The sequence below is a fragment of the Streptomyces sp. NBC_01283 genome (genome assembly GCF_041435335.1).
Taxonomy (GTDB): Bacteria; Actinomycetota; Actinomycetes; order Streptomycetales; family Streptomycetaceae; genus Streptomyces.
Genome location: NZ_CP108430.1, coordinates 2,269,975 through 2,283,892, shown reverse-complemented (window position 1 = coordinate 2,283,892; position 13,918 = coordinate 2,269,975). Strand labels below are relative to the sequence as shown.

The window sequence follows — 13,918 nt, the reverse complement described above, 5'->3', positions numbered from 1 at the left end:
CGGCATGGAACCGAGAGCGGACGCGACGCTTGAGCAGCAAGTGGAAGTCGCGGCAGGGGCCGCGCTGGACGCGGGCGTACGAGCCTGCCTGACGGCCGTGGCCGGGCATCTGCGTGGAGGGCCGGGCGGGAGGATCCGGGGTGGCAAGAAGCTCATGGGCCTGCTCGCCGAGGCGCGTGGCAGGGCCGCGGCGCTGGACGAGTGGGATGTCGTACGCCTCGTACAGGATGCCGTGGACTACGCCGATGGGCGCATCCTGAAGCCGGAACTGGACGACCGATTGCGGCTGTTCAAGGACGGCAATCGGCGGGTGAGCCACGAGGAGCCCCTCGGGAGGATCACGGCGGCGGGCTACGCTTACGCGGCGCACGCCGGCGAGGAATTCCTGGACGCGCATCCGGAGGCCGGCGCGCCGGAGCTCATCGGTCACCTACGAGACCTGGAGCGCGATGCGCGGTTTCTGCAGGCACCCCCCGACCGGCCGGGACGCTACGTCGTTCCGCGCGGAACGGCGGAGCTCGCGCTCTGGCTCGAGCGCATCCTGTGCGACGGCCGCATCGACATCGAGGACCCCGCCGAGGCCGCCCGGAAGATCGTCACCTCGCCTGACGCGCTGGCGCTGCTCGCAGCTGATGACGAAGGTCAACTACTGCTCCAGGCGGCGCAGTTGAAGCGACGGTCCGCGGGTCTGGAGGGGTTACGCGAGGTTGTCGAAGACCTTCGATCGTCCGAGCACGACCTCCAGCGAGCCCTGGAAGGCCAGCCCTGGATCTTCGGAGGCCGCTTCATAGGTGAGGCCGTTCAGCGCAGGCTGGTGCCGGGCGACGAAGTGGACATCCCCTTGATCCGCGGCGACGGCACTCTGCACATCGTGGAGCTCAAGCGCGCGATGAGTCTCAGGGGCGCGCTGGTCAAGAGGTACCGCAACGCCTGGGTGCCCACCGCCCAGGTACACGATGCCGTAGGGCAGGCCGTCAACTACCTCGTGGGTCTGGACGAGAACCGTGACCGCATCCGCGAGGAGTTCGGCATCGAGACCCGCAGGGCGAGCGCGCTGGTGCTGATCGGACACCCGGCACAGCAGCCCGATGTGCCGGAGGGCCGGATCAACGAGGCGCTGCGGACGTTCAACTCGCATGTCACCCGCGTCGAGGTGCTCACTTACAAGGAACTGGTCGACAACGCGCACCGCTCGCTCGCCGGGTCGCCGTAGACGGAAGAACGCCGAGTACGGGACCGTCCGTACTCGGCGCTCTGGCTGAGGAGTTGTAGCCGTCCGACCGCGCGCGACTGGCGGAACATGCATACGCGCTGCCGGACGGAGTCAGCGGGGGCCCAGGGGCCCGAGGACGGCTGGGACCGCGGCGGCTGCGAATGGCTCTGCGGGATCCTCTTCCCTCAGGTCGAGAAGGGGATCGCAGGGCCTTTACCACCGCACTGGCTCGCAGAGCCGCCGCGGTCCTCGTCCGGCCCGCTGTTCATCACGGGACCACCCCTCATCCGGGTCCGTGATGGCGCGGGCGCAGCACCGGGGAACTGACCTCCCGTCAATTCCCCGGCGCAGTCGGGGGGTTCTAATCCTCGCGCAGGGCGCGGACAGCCTCCTCCACGCGCTTGCCGTACTCGGCGTCGGCGGCGTGGAAGTGGGCCAGGTTCTTCTCGATGACGTCGTCACGGGTGACCTGCGAGAGGCCGCCCGCGATGTTCGCCACCAGACGGGCCTGCTCCTCGGCCGACATCAGGCGGTACAGCTCGCCCGCCTGGAAGAAGTGGTCGTCCTTGGTGTGCAGCGGCGCCTCGTGCGTGCCCGTGTGGCCGTTGACGGCCAGCGGGGCGGACAGCGGCCGGCCGGTCTCGACCGGGCCGTCGTACGAGTTGGGCTCGTAGTTTTTGCGGTCGCGGCCGTAGGCATTGGACGCCATCAGACCGTCACGGCCGTAGTTGTCCGCGGTGGTCGCCTTCGGCGCGTTCACCGCGAGCAGCGTGTGGTTGACGCCCAGGCGGTAGCGGTGGGCGTCCGCGTAGGCGAACAGGCGGCCCTGGAGCATCTTGTCGGGCGATGGACCGATGCCCGGAACGAAGTTGTTCGGGGAGAAGGCGGCCTGCTCGACCTCGGCGAAGACGTTGTCGGGGTTGCGGTCAAGGACCAGACGGCCCACGCGCTGCAGCGGGTAGTCGCTGTGCGGCCACACCTTCGTCAGGTCGAAGGGGTTGAAGCGGTAGTCCGCCGCCTCCGCCGCCGGCATGATCTGCACGTGCAGCGTCCAGGACGGGTTCACGCCGCGCTCGATGGCCTGCAGGAGGTCCGTCTGGTGCGAGTTGGCGTCCTTGCCCGCGAGCTCGGCGGCCTGCTCCGACGACAGGCTGCGTACACCCTGGTTCGTCTTGAAGTGGTACTTCACGAAGAAGGCCTCGCCGGCCTCGTTCGTCCACTGGTAGGTGTGCGAGCCGTAGCCGTTCATGTGGCGGTACGACGCGGGGATGCCGCGGTCACCCATCAGCCACGTCACCTGGTGCGTCGCCTCGGGGGCGTGCGCCCAGAAGTCCCAGACGTTGTCCGGCTCCTGCTTGCCCGTGAAGGGGTCGCGCTTCTGGGAGTGGATGAAGTCGGGGAACTTGATCGGGTCCTTGATGAAGAACACCGGGGTGTTGTTGCCGACGAGGTCGTAGTTCCCCTCCTCGGTGTAGAACTTCAGCGCGAAGCCGCGCGGGTCACGGACCGCGTCCGCGCCGCCGAGGCTGTCCGCCACCGTGGAGAAGCGCAGGAAGGTCTCGGTGCGCTTGCCGACGGTGTTCAGGAAGTCGGCCGAGGTGTACGCGGTGACGTCGTCGGTCACCTCGAAGTAGCCGTAGGCACCGGAACCACGCGCGTGCACCACACGCTCCGGGATGCGCTCGCGGTTGAAGCGGGCGAGCTTCTCAAGGAGGTGCTGGTCCTGGAGGAGGAGCGGGCCACCGACGCCGGCGGTGGCTGAGTTCTGGTTGTCGGCGACAGGGGCGCCGGACTCGGTCGTGAGCACACGCTTCGACATGGTGGCGGAGTTGACCTTCCGTACGGACTGCTGAAACTGCTGAGGTGACGTGAGCGTAAGTACGCCTGAACAGCTACGTCAACAGTTTGTTGAAGTTTTGGGTGGGGCTTGTCGCGGCTTGCTGATGTGGCTTGGGTTCCGGGCCGCGGCGACGCCTGGGCGCGACAGGACAGGTGTCAGCGCCGCCGCGACCCGGAAGTTTTGAGGAGCTCTTAGAGCTCGGCGCCCGACAGGCGCTCCACGCCGCGCAGCAGCGCGGAGTGGTCGAGGCCGCCGTCACCCTGCGTGCGCAGCGAGGCGACGAGCTGGGCGACCACGGCGCCGACCGGGAGCGAGGCACCGACATTGCGGGCGGCGTCGGTGACGATGCCCATGTCCTTGTGGTGCAGGTCGATCCGGAAGCCGGGCTTGAAGTCGCGGTTGAGGAAGTTGTCCTTCTTGCGTGTCAGGACGGTCGAGCCGGCGAGCCCCCCGTTCAGGACGTCGAGGGCGGCGGTCAGGTCCACCCCGGACTTCTCCAGGAAGACGACGGCCTCGGCGCACGCCTGGATGTTCACGGCGACGATGAGCTGGTTGGCGGCCTTCACGGTCTGACCAGAGCCGTGCGGACCGCACAGCACGATGGTCTTGCCGAGGGCGTCGAGGAGGGGCTTGGCCTCGTCGAAGTCGGCCTGCTCGCCGCCGACCATGATGGAGAGCACGGCCTCGATGGCGCCGGCCTCGCCACCGGAGACGGGGGCGTCCAGGACGCGGATGCCCTTCTCCTTGGCGGCCTTGGCCAGGTCCACGGAGGTCTGCGGGGTGATCGACGACATGTCGACGATCAGCGCGCCGGACCTCGCGTTCTCCAGGATGCCGTTCTCGCCGTACGCGATGGCCTCGACCTGCGGGGACGCGGGCACCATCGTGACGATGACGTCGGCGTCCTTGACGGCCTCGGCGATCGACTTGGCGACGGTTCCGCCGGCGGCCGCGAGGCGGTCCAGCTTGTCCTGCTCAAGGGTGAAGCCGGTGACGGAGTAACCAGCCTTGATCAGGTTCTCGGACATGGGGGACCCCATGATGCCGAGTCCGATCCACGCGATCTTGGGAAGGTTGCTCATGAGGGAGCCTTTCTAGCTACGGGGTGATGCGGGGCAATCGGTGGGTGGGCGGGAAAATCCGCCGCGAAGCGGCGTCTAGTCCGCTGCGGGCAGCCAGCCGAAGGCCTCGGCGCTAGGCCGGTCCCCAGCCTTGTACTCCAGCCCGACGTACCCCTCGTAACCCGCCTTCCGGAGCTGATCCAGCAGCTCCTCCAGCGGCAGCGACCCCGTCCCCGGGGCGCCACGGCCAGGGTTGTCGGCGATCTGCACGTGCCCGGTCTGGGCCACGTACTGATCGATGACGGCCGGCAGGTCCTCACCGTTCATGGACAGGTGGTACAGGTCCATCAGGAACTTGGCGTTGCCGAGCCCGGTGGCCGAGTTCACCTTGTCCACCACGGCGATCGCCGCGGGTGCGCTGACGATCGGGCAGCGCGGCGACTCGGGCTTGTTGAGGGCCTCGATCAGCAGGATCGCGCCGACGCGGTCGGCCTCGCGGGCCGCCGCCGCCAGGTTCTCCAGGGCGAGTTCGTCCTGGACCGCGGGGTCCACGCCCTCCACCCGGTTGCCGTACAGCGCGTTGAGCGCCTTGCAGCCGAGGGACTGGGCGAAGTCCGCCGCCACCGAGAGGTTCGCGCGGAACTTCTCGCTCTCCTCGCCCGGAATCGACAGGGCGCCGCGGTCCGGTCCGGGCAGCTGCCCGGCGTAGAAGTTCAGGCCCACCAGCTGTACGCCGGCGTCCGTGATCGCGGCCCGAAGGGCATCGAGCTCGGACTGCTCGGGGGTGGGGGCGTCGACCCAGGGCCACCACAGCTCGACCGCCGTGAAGCCCGCCGCGGCGGCAGCCGCGGGGCGCTCCAGGAGCGGGAGTTCCGTGAAGAGGATCGACAGGTTCACATTGAAGCGCTGGTCGGAGTATCCCATGGGGCTTCCGCGCTCCTTCCGTATTGCGGAAGTTAATTTCTGTCTGATGGAAGATTGCCGTCGAGGATCCGCCCTTGTCAAGAGGGGGCTGCCGGAAAATCACCACGCGGCAGTAGGTTGTGCGCGTGCGATTGAGAGTGGAGTTCACGACCGAACCCTTCGACCTGGACGAGGCGCCCGCCCATGCGGTGGTGGCCCGTGACGTCATCCAGGGGGCCGAGCTCGACGCCGTGGACGTCGGCCCCTTCGGCAACACCGCGGAAGGCGGCGCGGACGAGGTCCTGACCGCCGTCGACGCGCTGCTGCGCAAGGCCCTGGAGGCGGGCGCGACGCGCGTCTCGCTCCAGGTGAACGTGCTCGGAGAGTCGGGGGAGGCCATCGAATGACCGGTGTCAGAGGCGATCACGGCCCCTTCGTGGCCGCCGTCAAGCCGCTCGTGGACGCCATGGGCGGCGAGATCGTGCCCCCCGACGAGGCGGGCGCCGACGACGTCGTCCTCGCCTGGGAGGGGCAGGACGTGCTGGCCGTGCGGCTTCCGCAGCTCGCTGACTCCCTGGACCACATCCTGCTGGCCCTGGAGCGCAAGCGCGGCGTACCCCTGTCGGAGCTGGACCGCAAGGCGAAGCAGGAGGTCGTACGGATACTTGAGGCGCGAGGCGCCTTCGCCGTGCGGCACGGGGTGGAGACGGTGGCCGGCGCGCTCGGTGTCTCCCGCTTCACCGTGTACAACTACCTCAACCGCTCCACCTGACGTCGCAGGTCGGAGCACCCCTGAAGGCCGCCGTCCGTTAACCGGACGGCGGCCTTTGTTACTCGAAGTTTTCAACAAAGTGTTGACGTGGTGTTTCGGCTGGCGTTAGCTATCCGCAGCCCGTCCAGCACAAGGCCCTATGGCCACGGAGGCACCCGTGACTTCGAGCTCGACGCCGGGCCTTGCCCGGTTCAACGCCTTGCCGGAGAGTGCGGCCACCGCCGCCCTCCACGAGGCCTGCGCCTCATCGGCCTGGGGAAGCAAACTGCTCTCCCAGCGCCCTTTCCCCACCGTCGAAGCCCTCTTCGCCGCCAGTGACGCCGCCACGGCCGAGCTGACCGACGAGGATCTGGCCGAGGCGATGGCCGGGCACCCGCCGATCGGCCGCCCGAAGCCCGGGGACCCCACGTCGTCGCGTGAACAGCGCGGCATGGCGGGGGCCTCCGAAGAGCTCAAGGCAGAGATGCTCGAACTGAACCTGGCCTACCAGGAGAAGTTCGGTCACGTCTTTCTGATCTGCGCCACCGGCGCGACCGGCGAGCAGATGCGCGATGCGGTGAAGACCCGGATCGGCAACACCGCCGAGGAGGAGCGCGGAAACGTGCGCACCGAACTCGGGAAGATCAACCGAATCCGGCTGACCCGTCTCGTAGAAGAGGACAAGGACTGATGAGCACTGACACCACCGCCTCGGTGTCCACGCACATCCTGGACACCAGCGTCGGCCGCCCCGCCGAGGGCGTCGCCATCTCGCTCACGGCCCGCAGCGGCCGTGACGCCGAGTGGGTGGCGCTCGGCGGCTCCGCGACCGACGCGGACGGGCGCTGCAAGGACCTCCCGGCCCTGCCGGAGGGCACGACCCACGTACGACTCGACTTCGAGGTCGAGACCTACTTCTCAAAGAAGCAAGCCGAGGCGCAGCAGGACGCCCCCCGCGTAAGGGACAGCGGTGCGTTCTTCCCGGAGGTGGCGATCACGTTCGCCGTCACGCCGGGCGAGCACTATCACGTACCGCTGCTGCTCAACCCGTTCGGCTACTCCGTTTACCGAGGGAGCTAGCAGACATGCCCACGATTCTCGGCCAGAACCAGTACGGCAAAGCAGAGAACCGCGTCGTCAAGATCACGCGGGACGGCGACACCCACCACATCAAGGACCTGAACGTCTCGGTCGCGCTCTCCGGCGACATGGACGACGTGCACTACTCCGGCTCGAACGCCAACGTCCTGCCGACGGACACCACCAAGAACACGGTGTTCGCCTTCGCCAAGGAGTACGGCATCGAGTCCGCCGAGCAGTTCGGCATCCACCTCGCCCGTCACTTCGTGACGTCGCAGGAGCCGATCAAGGTCGCCCGGATCCGCATCCAGGAGTACTCCTGGGAGCGCATCGCGACCTCGGACAACAACTCCAAGTTCATCGGCTCGGACGAGGTGAACCACTCCTTCGCCCGCAAGGGCCAGGAGCTGCGCACGACGCAGATCACCTTCGACGGCGAGAACTGGGAGATCATCTCCGGGCTCAAGGACCTCACGGTCATGAACTCCACCAACTCGGAGTTCTGGGGCTACGTCAAGGACAAGTACACGACGCTGAAGGAGGCGTACGACCGCATCCTGTGCACCGACGTCTCCGCCGCCTGGCGTTACAACTGGACCAGCGACGCCGACCGGATGCCCAACTGGGAGAAGTCGTACGAGCAGGCCAAGAAGCACATCCTGCAGGCCTTCGCCGAGACGTACTCCCTCTCACTGCAGCAGACCCTCTACCAAATGGGTTCGCGCGTCATCAACAGCCGGAGCGAGATCGACGAGATCCGCTTCTCGCTGCCGAACAACCACCACTTCCTGGTGGACCTCGAGCCCTTCGGGCTGAAGAACGACAACGAGGTCTACTTCGCGGCGGACCGCCCCTACGGCCTGATCGAGGCCACGGTTCTCAGGGACGGCGTCCAGCCGAAGATCCCGGTCGACATGACCAACCTCTGACGCGGGACGCGCGCCCCCGCCCGTCCGCAGCGGACGGGGGCGCGCCACACCGGAGGGAACAGCAGCAATGGCACAGCCTGCAGGAGGGCCTTCCAAAGGTCCGTGTTCCACCCCATCGGACATAGCCGGCGGAGAGTCAACTCCCGCCTGTCACCCGGTGGACGAGAAGCTCCACCCCTCGCGGCTGGTCCCCGCCGCGCTCCAGCACATCGCCGCCATGTACGCGGGCGTCGTCACTCCGCCGCTGATCATCGGGCAGGCCTGCGGCCTCGACACCGTGGCCCAGACCCGGCTCATCGCGGCGGGACTGCTGATCGCCGGACTCGCCACCATCCTCCAGACGCTCGGCGTCAAGGGATTCGTCGGCAACCGGCTCCCCTTCGTCAACGCCGCCTCGTCGGCCGGCATCGCGCCCATCCTCGCCATCGCCGAGACCAACGCCAAAGGCGACCAACTCCCGGCCATCTACGGCGCGGTGATGGTCGCGGGCGTCTTCTGCCTCGCCATCGGCCCGTTCTTCGGCAGGCTGCTGCGCTTCTTCCCACCCCTGGTCACCGGGGTCGTCATCACCCTCATCGGCGTCACGCTGATGCCCGTGCCCGTGAAGTGGGCGCAGGGCGGGGACGACACCGACCCGACGTTCGGCGACATGAAGTATCTGGCGCTCGCCGCCTTCACCCTCGTCGTGATCCTGCTCTTCCAGCGCTTCGGGCGCGGCTTCCTCAAGCAAGTCGCCCTGCTGGCAGGCATGTTCATCGGAACGCTCGCCGCGATCCCGTTCGGCATGGCCGATTTCACCTCCGTGCAGAGCGCCCCGCTCGCCGCGCTGCCGACGCCGTTCGCCGCCGGTGCCCCCACCTTCCAGCCCGCCGCGATCCTCTCGCTCTGCATCGTCATGCTGGTCCTGATGACCGAGTCGGCGGCCGGCATGCTCGCCCTCGGCGAGATCTGCGACCGCGAGACCGACGGGAAGACCATCACCCGCGGCCTGCGCACCGACGGCATCGCGACGCTGCTGGGCCCCGTCTTCGGCGGCTTCCCGACCTCCGCCTTCGCGCAGAACGTCGGTGTCGTCTCCCTGACACGTGTACGCAGTCGCTATGTCGTCGCCGTCGCCGGTGGCGCGCTCATCGTGCTCGGCGCCTTCCCCGTGCTCGGCGCCGTCGTCAACGTGGTCCCCATGCCGGTACTCGGCGGCGCGGGCATCGTCCTCTTCGGCTCCATCGCGGTGAGCGGCATCCGTACGCTCTCCGAGGCGGGCCTGGACGACAGCTCCAACATCATCCTGGTGGCGGTCGCGCTCGGAGCGGGCATCATCCCGCTCGCCGCGCCCACCTTCTACGCCGAATTCCCGGCCTGGGCGCAGACCGTCCTGGGCTCCGGAATCAGTGCGGGAGCGCTGACCGCGGTCCTGCTCAACCTGTTCTTCAACCATCTCGGCACCCGCAGCCCCGCGGCCGCGGCACTCAAATCTTCCTAGGGTCATGCCGTGCCCACATCGCCACCCGTAACAGAAGGAAGAAGCACCATGGCAGCACCGGCAGACCTGCAGCGCATCGTCATCGAGAACTGCGCGATCGCGACCGTCGACGCCGACGACACCGAGTACGCATCGGGATACGTCGTCGTCGCGGGCAACAAGATCGAGTCCATCGGCGCGGGAAAGGCCCCCGAGGGCCTGGAGAACGTCGTACGCCGCGTGGACGGGACCGGTCACCTCGTGACCCCCGGCCTGGTCAACACGCACCACCACTTCTACCAGTGGATCACCCGCGGCCTGGCCACCGACCACAACCTCTTCAACTGGCTCGTCGCGCTCTACCCCACCTGGGCGCGCATCGACGAGCAGATGGTGAAGGCCGCGGCCCAGGGCTCGCTCGGCATGATGGCCCGCGGCGGTGTCACCACCGCGATGGACCACCACTACGTGTTCCCGAAGAACTCCGGCGACCTGTCCGGCGCCATCATCGGCGCCGCGAGCGACATGGGGGTGCGCTTCACCCTCGCCCGCGGCTCCATGGACCGCAGCGAGAAGGACGGCGGCCTGCCGCCGGACTTCGCCGTCGAGACCCTCGAAGGCGCGCTCGCCGCGACCGCCGCCACGGTCGACAAGCACCACGACGCCTCCTTCGACGCGATGACCCAGGTCGCCGTCGCCCCCTGCTCACCGTTCTCGGTCTCGACCGAACTCATGAAGCAGGGCGCAGAGTTGGCGCGCGCCAAGGGTGTACGCCTGCACACCCACGGCAGCGAGACGGTCGAGGAGGAGAAGTTCTGCCACGAGCTCTTCGGCATGGGCCCCACCGACTACTTCGAGTCGACGGGCTGGCTCGGTGACGACGTGTGGATGGCGCACTGCGTCCACATGAACGACTCCGACATCGCCGCGTTCGCCCGCACGGGTACGGGCGTCGCGCACTGCCCCTCCTCCAACGCCCGCCTCGCCGCAGGCATCGCCCGCGTCCCCGACATGCTCAAGGCAGGCGTCCCGGTCGGTCTCGGTGTCGACGGCACCGCGTCCAACGAGTCCGGCGAACTCCACACCGAGCTGCGCAACGCGCTCCTCATCAACCGCCTCGGCGCGCACCGCGAGGCCGCCCTGAACGCACGTCAGGCGCTGCGTCTTGGCACCTTCGGCGGCGCCCAGGTCCTGGGCCGCTCCACGCAGATCGGCTCCCTGGAGGCCGGCAAGCTCGCCGACCTCGTCCTCTGGAAGATCGACGGCATCGGGCACTCCTCGATCGCCGACCCGGTGACCGCCATCGTCTTCGGCGCGGCGGCCCCGGTCACGCTCTCCCTCGTCAACGGCAAGCCGATCGTCGAGGACGGCCGTCTGCTGAACGTCGACGAGGACGCCATCGCCCGCTCCGCGCGGGACGAGGCGCAGCGCCTCGCGCGGATCGCCGCCGAGGCCTGAACCCAAGAACTCCGGTCAGGGGGGACGGCCCCTGACCGGACTTGAGCAGCCGAGCGGGTTGCTCAAGTGCCGCCCCGGAACGTGGCCCAAAGCTTCACGTTCCCGGGGCGGTCAGTACTACCTGGGCGCACCACCACAACTTCATACCGAGCAAGTCCTTGCATCACGCACCACCTCCCAGAAGCGAAAAGTGCCGGCACCGCCCGTACTGGAAAACAACCGGAGGAGCCACAGTGGCCACTCAGCCCAGGTTCACCAAGCAAGGCACCACCCCAGGCACCACTCCAGACCCATCCGAAGTCGACGGCGAGAGCGCCATATCAGGGACACCTGAGATACATCCCGTCGACCAGAAGCTTCCACCGCTCAAGATGGCGACGACCGGCCTCCAGCACGTGGCCGCCATGTACGCGGGCGTCGTCGCCCCGCCGCTCATCGTCGGCGCGGCGATCGGCCTCTCCGCGAAGGAACTCACCTTCCTGACCGGCGCGTGTCTGTTCACCGCGGGCCTCGCCACCTTCCTCCAGACGCTCGGCATCTGGAAGATCGGCGCCCGCCTGCCCTTCGTCAACGGCGTCACCTTCGCCGGCGTCGCCCCCATGATCGCGGTCGTCGAATCGACCGACAACAAGGACGACGCGCTCCCGATCATCTTCGGCGCGGTCATCGTCGCGGGTGTACTCGGCTTCATCGCGGCGCCGTTCTTCTCGAAGCTGGTCCGCTTCTTCCCGCCGGTGGTGACCGGCACGGTCATCACGCTCATCGGCATCTCGCTCATGCCCGTCGCCTTCGGCTGGGCGCAGGGTCCCGTGCCGGGCGCCGACGACTACGGCTCGATGAAGAACCTCGGTCTCGCGGGCATCACCCTCGTGATCGTGCTGCTGCTGCGCCGGTTCACCACCGGCTTCGTCAAGCAGATCGCCGTGCTCCTCGGCCTCGTCATCGGCACGGTCATCGCGATCCCGTTCGGCGTCACGGACTTCAGCCCGATCGGCGACGCGGACATCGTCGGCTTCCCGACGCCGTTCCACTTCGGCGCACCGCAGTTCGCGGCGGCGGCGATCGTCTCCCTCTGTGTCGTCATGGTCGTCTCGATGACCGAGTCCACCGCGGACATGCTGGCGCTCGGTGAGATCGTGGACCGTCCCGCCGACGAGAAGACCATCGCGGCAGGTCTGCGCGCCGACACCCTCGGCTCGGCGATCAGCCCGCTCTTCAACGGCTTCATGTGCAGTGCGTTCGCGCAGAACATCGGCCTCGTCGCGATGACGAAGATCCGCAGCCGGTACGTCGTCGCCGTGGGCGGCGGCTTCCTGGTCCTGATGGGCCTGTGCCCGATGGCCGCCTCGCTCATCGCCGTCGTACCGCGTCCGGTGCTCGGCGGCGCGGGTGTCGTCCTCTTCGGTTCGGTCGCGGCGAGCGGCATCCAGACGCTGGTCAAGGCGAACCTGGAGCGCGACAACAACGTCCTGATCGTGGCGGTCTCGCTGGCCGTCGGCCTCATCCCGATCGCGGCGCCGGAGTTCTACCACGCGTTCCCGGAGACCGCGAAGATCATCCTCGACTCGGGCATCTCCACGGGCTGTGTCGCGGCCGTGCTGCTCAATCTCGTCTTCAACCACATCGGCAAGCGCGGTGAGGACGACGACGTGACCAATCCGATGGAGCCCGGGGGAGAAATCGCTGAACAGAGGGTGCACGAAGGTTCTTCCCCGGCGGCGGCCCACTGACGTAACGTGCGTGACGCCGCCCGCATCACGGAAGTTACTTTCCGGTCGGATTGAGGTCGGTCCCGCCACACGCCTCGTGAACTCCCGCGCGGCAGGGCCGACTTCCGGCGTCACGCACTGAGCCGAGTCGCCGACGGGGTGGCGCGCGGAAATCCGACATCACCCTCGCCGTGGCACGTTGACGTCGGATACGTGCCAGACCGGGACCCGGCGGCGCTGCTGAACTCGGCAGCATGCCCGCACCCACCACGTCACCCCCGTTCACCGAGGCCACCTCCGCCCGCCCAGGTAGGGGCGGTTGGCCGGCCGTCATCGCCGTGACGCTGGGGATCTTCTCCATCGTCACCACCGAGATCCTGCCGATCGGCCTGCTGACCCCCATCGGCGACAGCTTCGGCATCTCGGACGGCACGGCCGGCCTGATGATGACCCTGCCCGGCATCATCGCCGCCGTCGCCGCACCGACAGTGACGGTCACGACCGGACGCGTCGACCGGCGCCGCATGCTCTGTGCCCTGATCCTGGTGCTCGCCCTCGCGAACTTCCTCGCCGCACTCGCGCCCGGCTACTGGCTGATGATGGTCTCCCGGGTCCTGGTCGGACTCGTCATCGGCGCCTTCTGGTCCATCGGCGCGAGCCTCGCCTCCCGGCTGGTCCCCGAGGCACAGGCGGGCCGGGCGACCGCCGTGATCTTCTCCGCCGTGCCGCTCGGCTCGGTGCTGGGCGTGCCCGCCGGCACGCTGCTGGGCCAACTCGTCGGCTGGCACGTCGTGTTCGTCGTCATGGGCGTCCTGACGCTGGCCGTTCTGGCCGCGCTCGTGGTGACCGTGCCGCCCCTGCCCCCACAGCACGTCACCCAGATCGCGGTGCTGCGCGCTCTGCTCGGTGCCCCCCGCGTCCGGGTCGGCCTCGCCGCGACCTTCCTCATCGTGACAGCCCACTTCGGCACGTACACGTACGTCACCCCGTTCCTGGCGGAGGTGACCCACGCGGGCCCCCGGACGGTCACCCTGTTCCTGCTGGCCTACGGAGCCGCGGGCGTGCTCGGCAACTTCCTCGCCGGAGCCTGGGCGCGCCGCGCGCCGCGCGCCACCTTCGCCACGGCCGCCGGCCTGCTCGCCACCGCGACGCTGCTGCTGCCCGCCCTCGGCACGGGGAAGCCGGGCGCGCTCGCGCTGCTCCTGCTCTGGGGCATCGCGTACGGGGCGGTGCCGGTCTGCTCACAGACATGGTTCGTGACGGCGGCGCCGCACGCGCCCGAGGCGGCGTCCGTGCTGTTCACCTCGTCGTTCCAGGCGACGATCTCGCTCGGCGCGCTGGCGGGCGGCATGGTCGTGGACGCCGCTTCCACCACCACGGTCATGACGGTCGGCGGAGTGGCAGCGGTCCTGGCGGCTCTGACCGTCACGCCCGCAGGCCGCAGGCCGCCTTCGGCGTAACGGGCGGGGGGGATGGGCCGGGTCGGGTGGGGGCCGATTGCACAGAAGTCCCGCC

At 68.6% G+C, this 13,918-nt stretch carries 13 protein-coding genes; 10 read left to right on the top strand and 3 right to left on the bottom strand.

What is annotated here, in order from left to right:
• Positions 1-4 precede the first annotated feature (4 nt).
• The gene (locus tag OG302_RS10390; RefSeq protein ID WP_371526516.1) at positions 5-1,213 is read left to right on the top strand and encodes a Shedu anti-phage system protein SduA domain-containing protein; all 1,209 of its coding nucleotides are present in this window, start codon (positions 5-7) and stop codon (positions 1,211-1,213) included.
• 361 nt (positions 1,214-1,574) lie between these two features.
• Here OG302_RS10390 and OG302_RS10385 read toward each other — a convergent pair whose 3' ends face one another.
• The 3 genes from OG302_RS10385 to OG302_RS10375 form a co-directional block, all read right to left on the bottom strand.
• Positions 1,575-3,032, bottom strand: coding sequence for a catalase (locus OG302_RS10385; protein WP_371526515.1), 1,458 nt, complete (start codon positions 3,030-3,032; stop codon positions 1,575-1,577).
• 212 nt (positions 3,033-3,244) lie between these two features.
• Positions 3,245-4,135 carry a 2-hydroxy-3-oxopropionate reductase gene (locus tag OG302_RS10380; RefSeq protein ID WP_371526514.1) on the bottom strand — a complete coding sequence of 297 codons (891 nt, stop codon included), beginning with the start codon at positions 4,133-4,135 and terminating at the stop codon, positions 3,245-3,247.
• A 75-nt stretch (positions 4,136-4,210) separates the two neighbouring features.
• Positions 4,211-5,038 carry a TIM barrel protein gene (locus OG302_RS10375; RefSeq protein ID WP_361838875.1) on the bottom strand — a complete coding sequence of 276 codons (828 nt, stop codon included), beginning with the start codon at positions 5,036-5,038 and terminating at the stop codon, positions 4,211-4,213.
• 125 nt (positions 5,039-5,163) lie between these two features.
• Here OG302_RS10375 and OG302_RS10370 point away from each other — a divergent pair, with 125 nt between their 5' ends.
• The 9 genes from OG302_RS10370 to OG302_RS10330 all read left to right on the top strand — a co-directional run bounded on the left by OG302_RS10370 (position 5,164) and on the right by OG302_RS10330 (position 13,863).
• Positions 5,164-5,424: a hypothetical protein gene (locus tag OG302_RS10370; protein ID WP_249586930.1), complete on the top strand. Its 261-nt coding sequence runs from the start codon at positions 5,164-5,166 to the stop codon at positions 5,422-5,424.
• Positions 5,421-5,789, top strand: coding sequence for a helix-turn-helix domain-containing protein (locus tag OG302_RS10365; protein ID WP_371526513.1), 369 nt, complete (start codon positions 5,421-5,423; stop codon positions 5,787-5,789). Before OG302_RS10370 ends, OG302_RS10365 begins: the two co-directional genes overlap by 4 nt.
• Positions 5,790-5,946: 157 nt before the next feature.
• Positions 5,947-6,459, top strand: a complete 513-nt coding sequence (uraD, locus tag OG302_RS10360) for a 2-oxo-4-hydroxy-4-carboxy-5-ureidoimidazoline decarboxylase (protein ID WP_371526512.1) — start codon at positions 5,947-5,949, stop codon at positions 6,457-6,459.
• Entirely contained in the window at positions 6,459-6,848 is a 390-nt protein-coding gene (gene uraH / locus OG302_RS10355) for a hydroxyisourate hydrolase (RefSeq protein WP_160507956.1), read from the top strand. The genes uraD and uraH overlap by 1 nt, the downstream gene beginning before the upstream one ends.
• Before the next feature lie 5 nt (positions 6,849-6,853).
• On the top strand, positions 6,854-7,777 hold the full coding sequence (gene pucL, locus OG302_RS10350) for a factor-independent urate hydroxylase (RefSeq protein ID WP_371526511.1): 924 nt from the start codon (positions 6,854-6,856) through the stop codon (positions 7,775-7,777).
• Positions 7,778-7,844: 67 nt separating this feature from the next.
• Positions 7,845-9,257 carry a nucleobase:cation symporter-2 family protein gene (locus OG302_RS10345; protein WP_371526510.1) on the top strand — a complete coding sequence of 471 codons (1,413 nt, stop codon included), beginning with the start codon at positions 7,845-7,847 and terminating at the stop codon, positions 9,255-9,257.
• 48 nt (positions 9,258-9,305) lie between these two features.
• Positions 9,306-10,694 (top strand): 8-oxoguanine deaminase, encoded by a 1,389-nt coding sequence (locus tag OG302_RS10340; RefSeq protein WP_371526509.1) that lies wholly within the window; start codon positions 9,306-9,308, stop codon positions 10,692-10,694.
• Positions 10,695-11,065: 371 nt separating this feature from the next.
• Positions 11,066-12,424, top strand: a complete 1,359-nt coding sequence (locus OG302_RS10335; protein WP_371526508.1) for a nucleobase:cation symporter-2 family protein — start codon at positions 11,066-11,068, stop codon at positions 12,422-12,424.
• A gap of 233 nt (positions 12,425-12,657) precedes the next feature.
• Positions 12,658-13,863: an MFS transporter gene (locus tag OG302_RS10330; RefSeq protein ID WP_371526507.1), complete on the top strand. Its 1,206-nt coding sequence runs from the start codon at positions 12,658-12,660 to the stop codon at positions 13,861-13,863.
• Positions 13,864-13,918: the final 55 nt, after the last annotated feature.

What these genes read in the sequence shown, in the direction of transcription:
- OG302_RS10390 (WP_371526516.1), top strand. Translation starts at nt 5, where the DNA reads ATGGAACCGAGAGCGGACGCGACGCTTGAGCAGCAAGTGGAAGTCGCG.
- OG302_RS10385 (WP_371526515.1), bottom strand. Translation starts at nt 3,032, where the DNA reads ATGTCGAAGCGTGTGCTCACGACCGAGTCCGGCGCCCCTGTCGCCGAC.
- OG302_RS10380 (WP_371526514.1), bottom strand. Translation starts at nt 4,135, where the DNA reads ATGAGCAACCTTCCCAAGATCGCGTGGATCGGACTCGGCATCATGGGG.
- OG302_RS10375 (WP_361838875.1), bottom strand. Translation starts at nt 5,038, where the DNA reads ATGGGATACTCCGACCAGCGCTTCAATGTGAACCTGTCGATCCTCTTC.
- OG302_RS10365 (WP_371526513.1), top strand. Translation starts at nt 5,421, where the DNA reads ATGACCGGTGTCAGAGGCGATCACGGCCCCTTCGTGGCCGCCGTCAAG.
- uraH (WP_160507956.1), top strand. Translation starts at nt 6,459, where the DNA reads ATGAGCACTGACACCACCGCCTCGGTGTCCACGCACATCCTGGACACC.
- pucL (WP_371526511.1), top strand. Translation starts at nt 6,854, where the DNA reads ATGCCCACGATTCTCGGCCAGAACCAGTACGGCAAAGCAGAGAACCGC.
- OG302_RS10345 (WP_371526510.1), top strand. Translation starts at nt 7,845, where the DNA reads ATGGCACAGCCTGCAGGAGGGCCTTCCAAAGGTCCGTGTTCCACCCCA.
- OG302_RS10340 (WP_371526509.1), top strand. Translation starts at nt 9,306, where the DNA reads ATGGCAGCACCGGCAGACCTGCAGCGCATCGTCATCGAGAACTGCGCG.
- OG302_RS10335 (WP_371526508.1), top strand. Translation starts at nt 11,066, where the DNA reads ATGGCGACGACCGGCCTCCAGCACGTGGCCGCCATGTACGCGGGCGTC.
- OG302_RS10330 (WP_371526507.1), top strand. Translation starts at nt 12,658, where the DNA reads ATGCCCGCACCCACCACGTCACCCCCGTTCACCGAGGCCACCTCCGCC.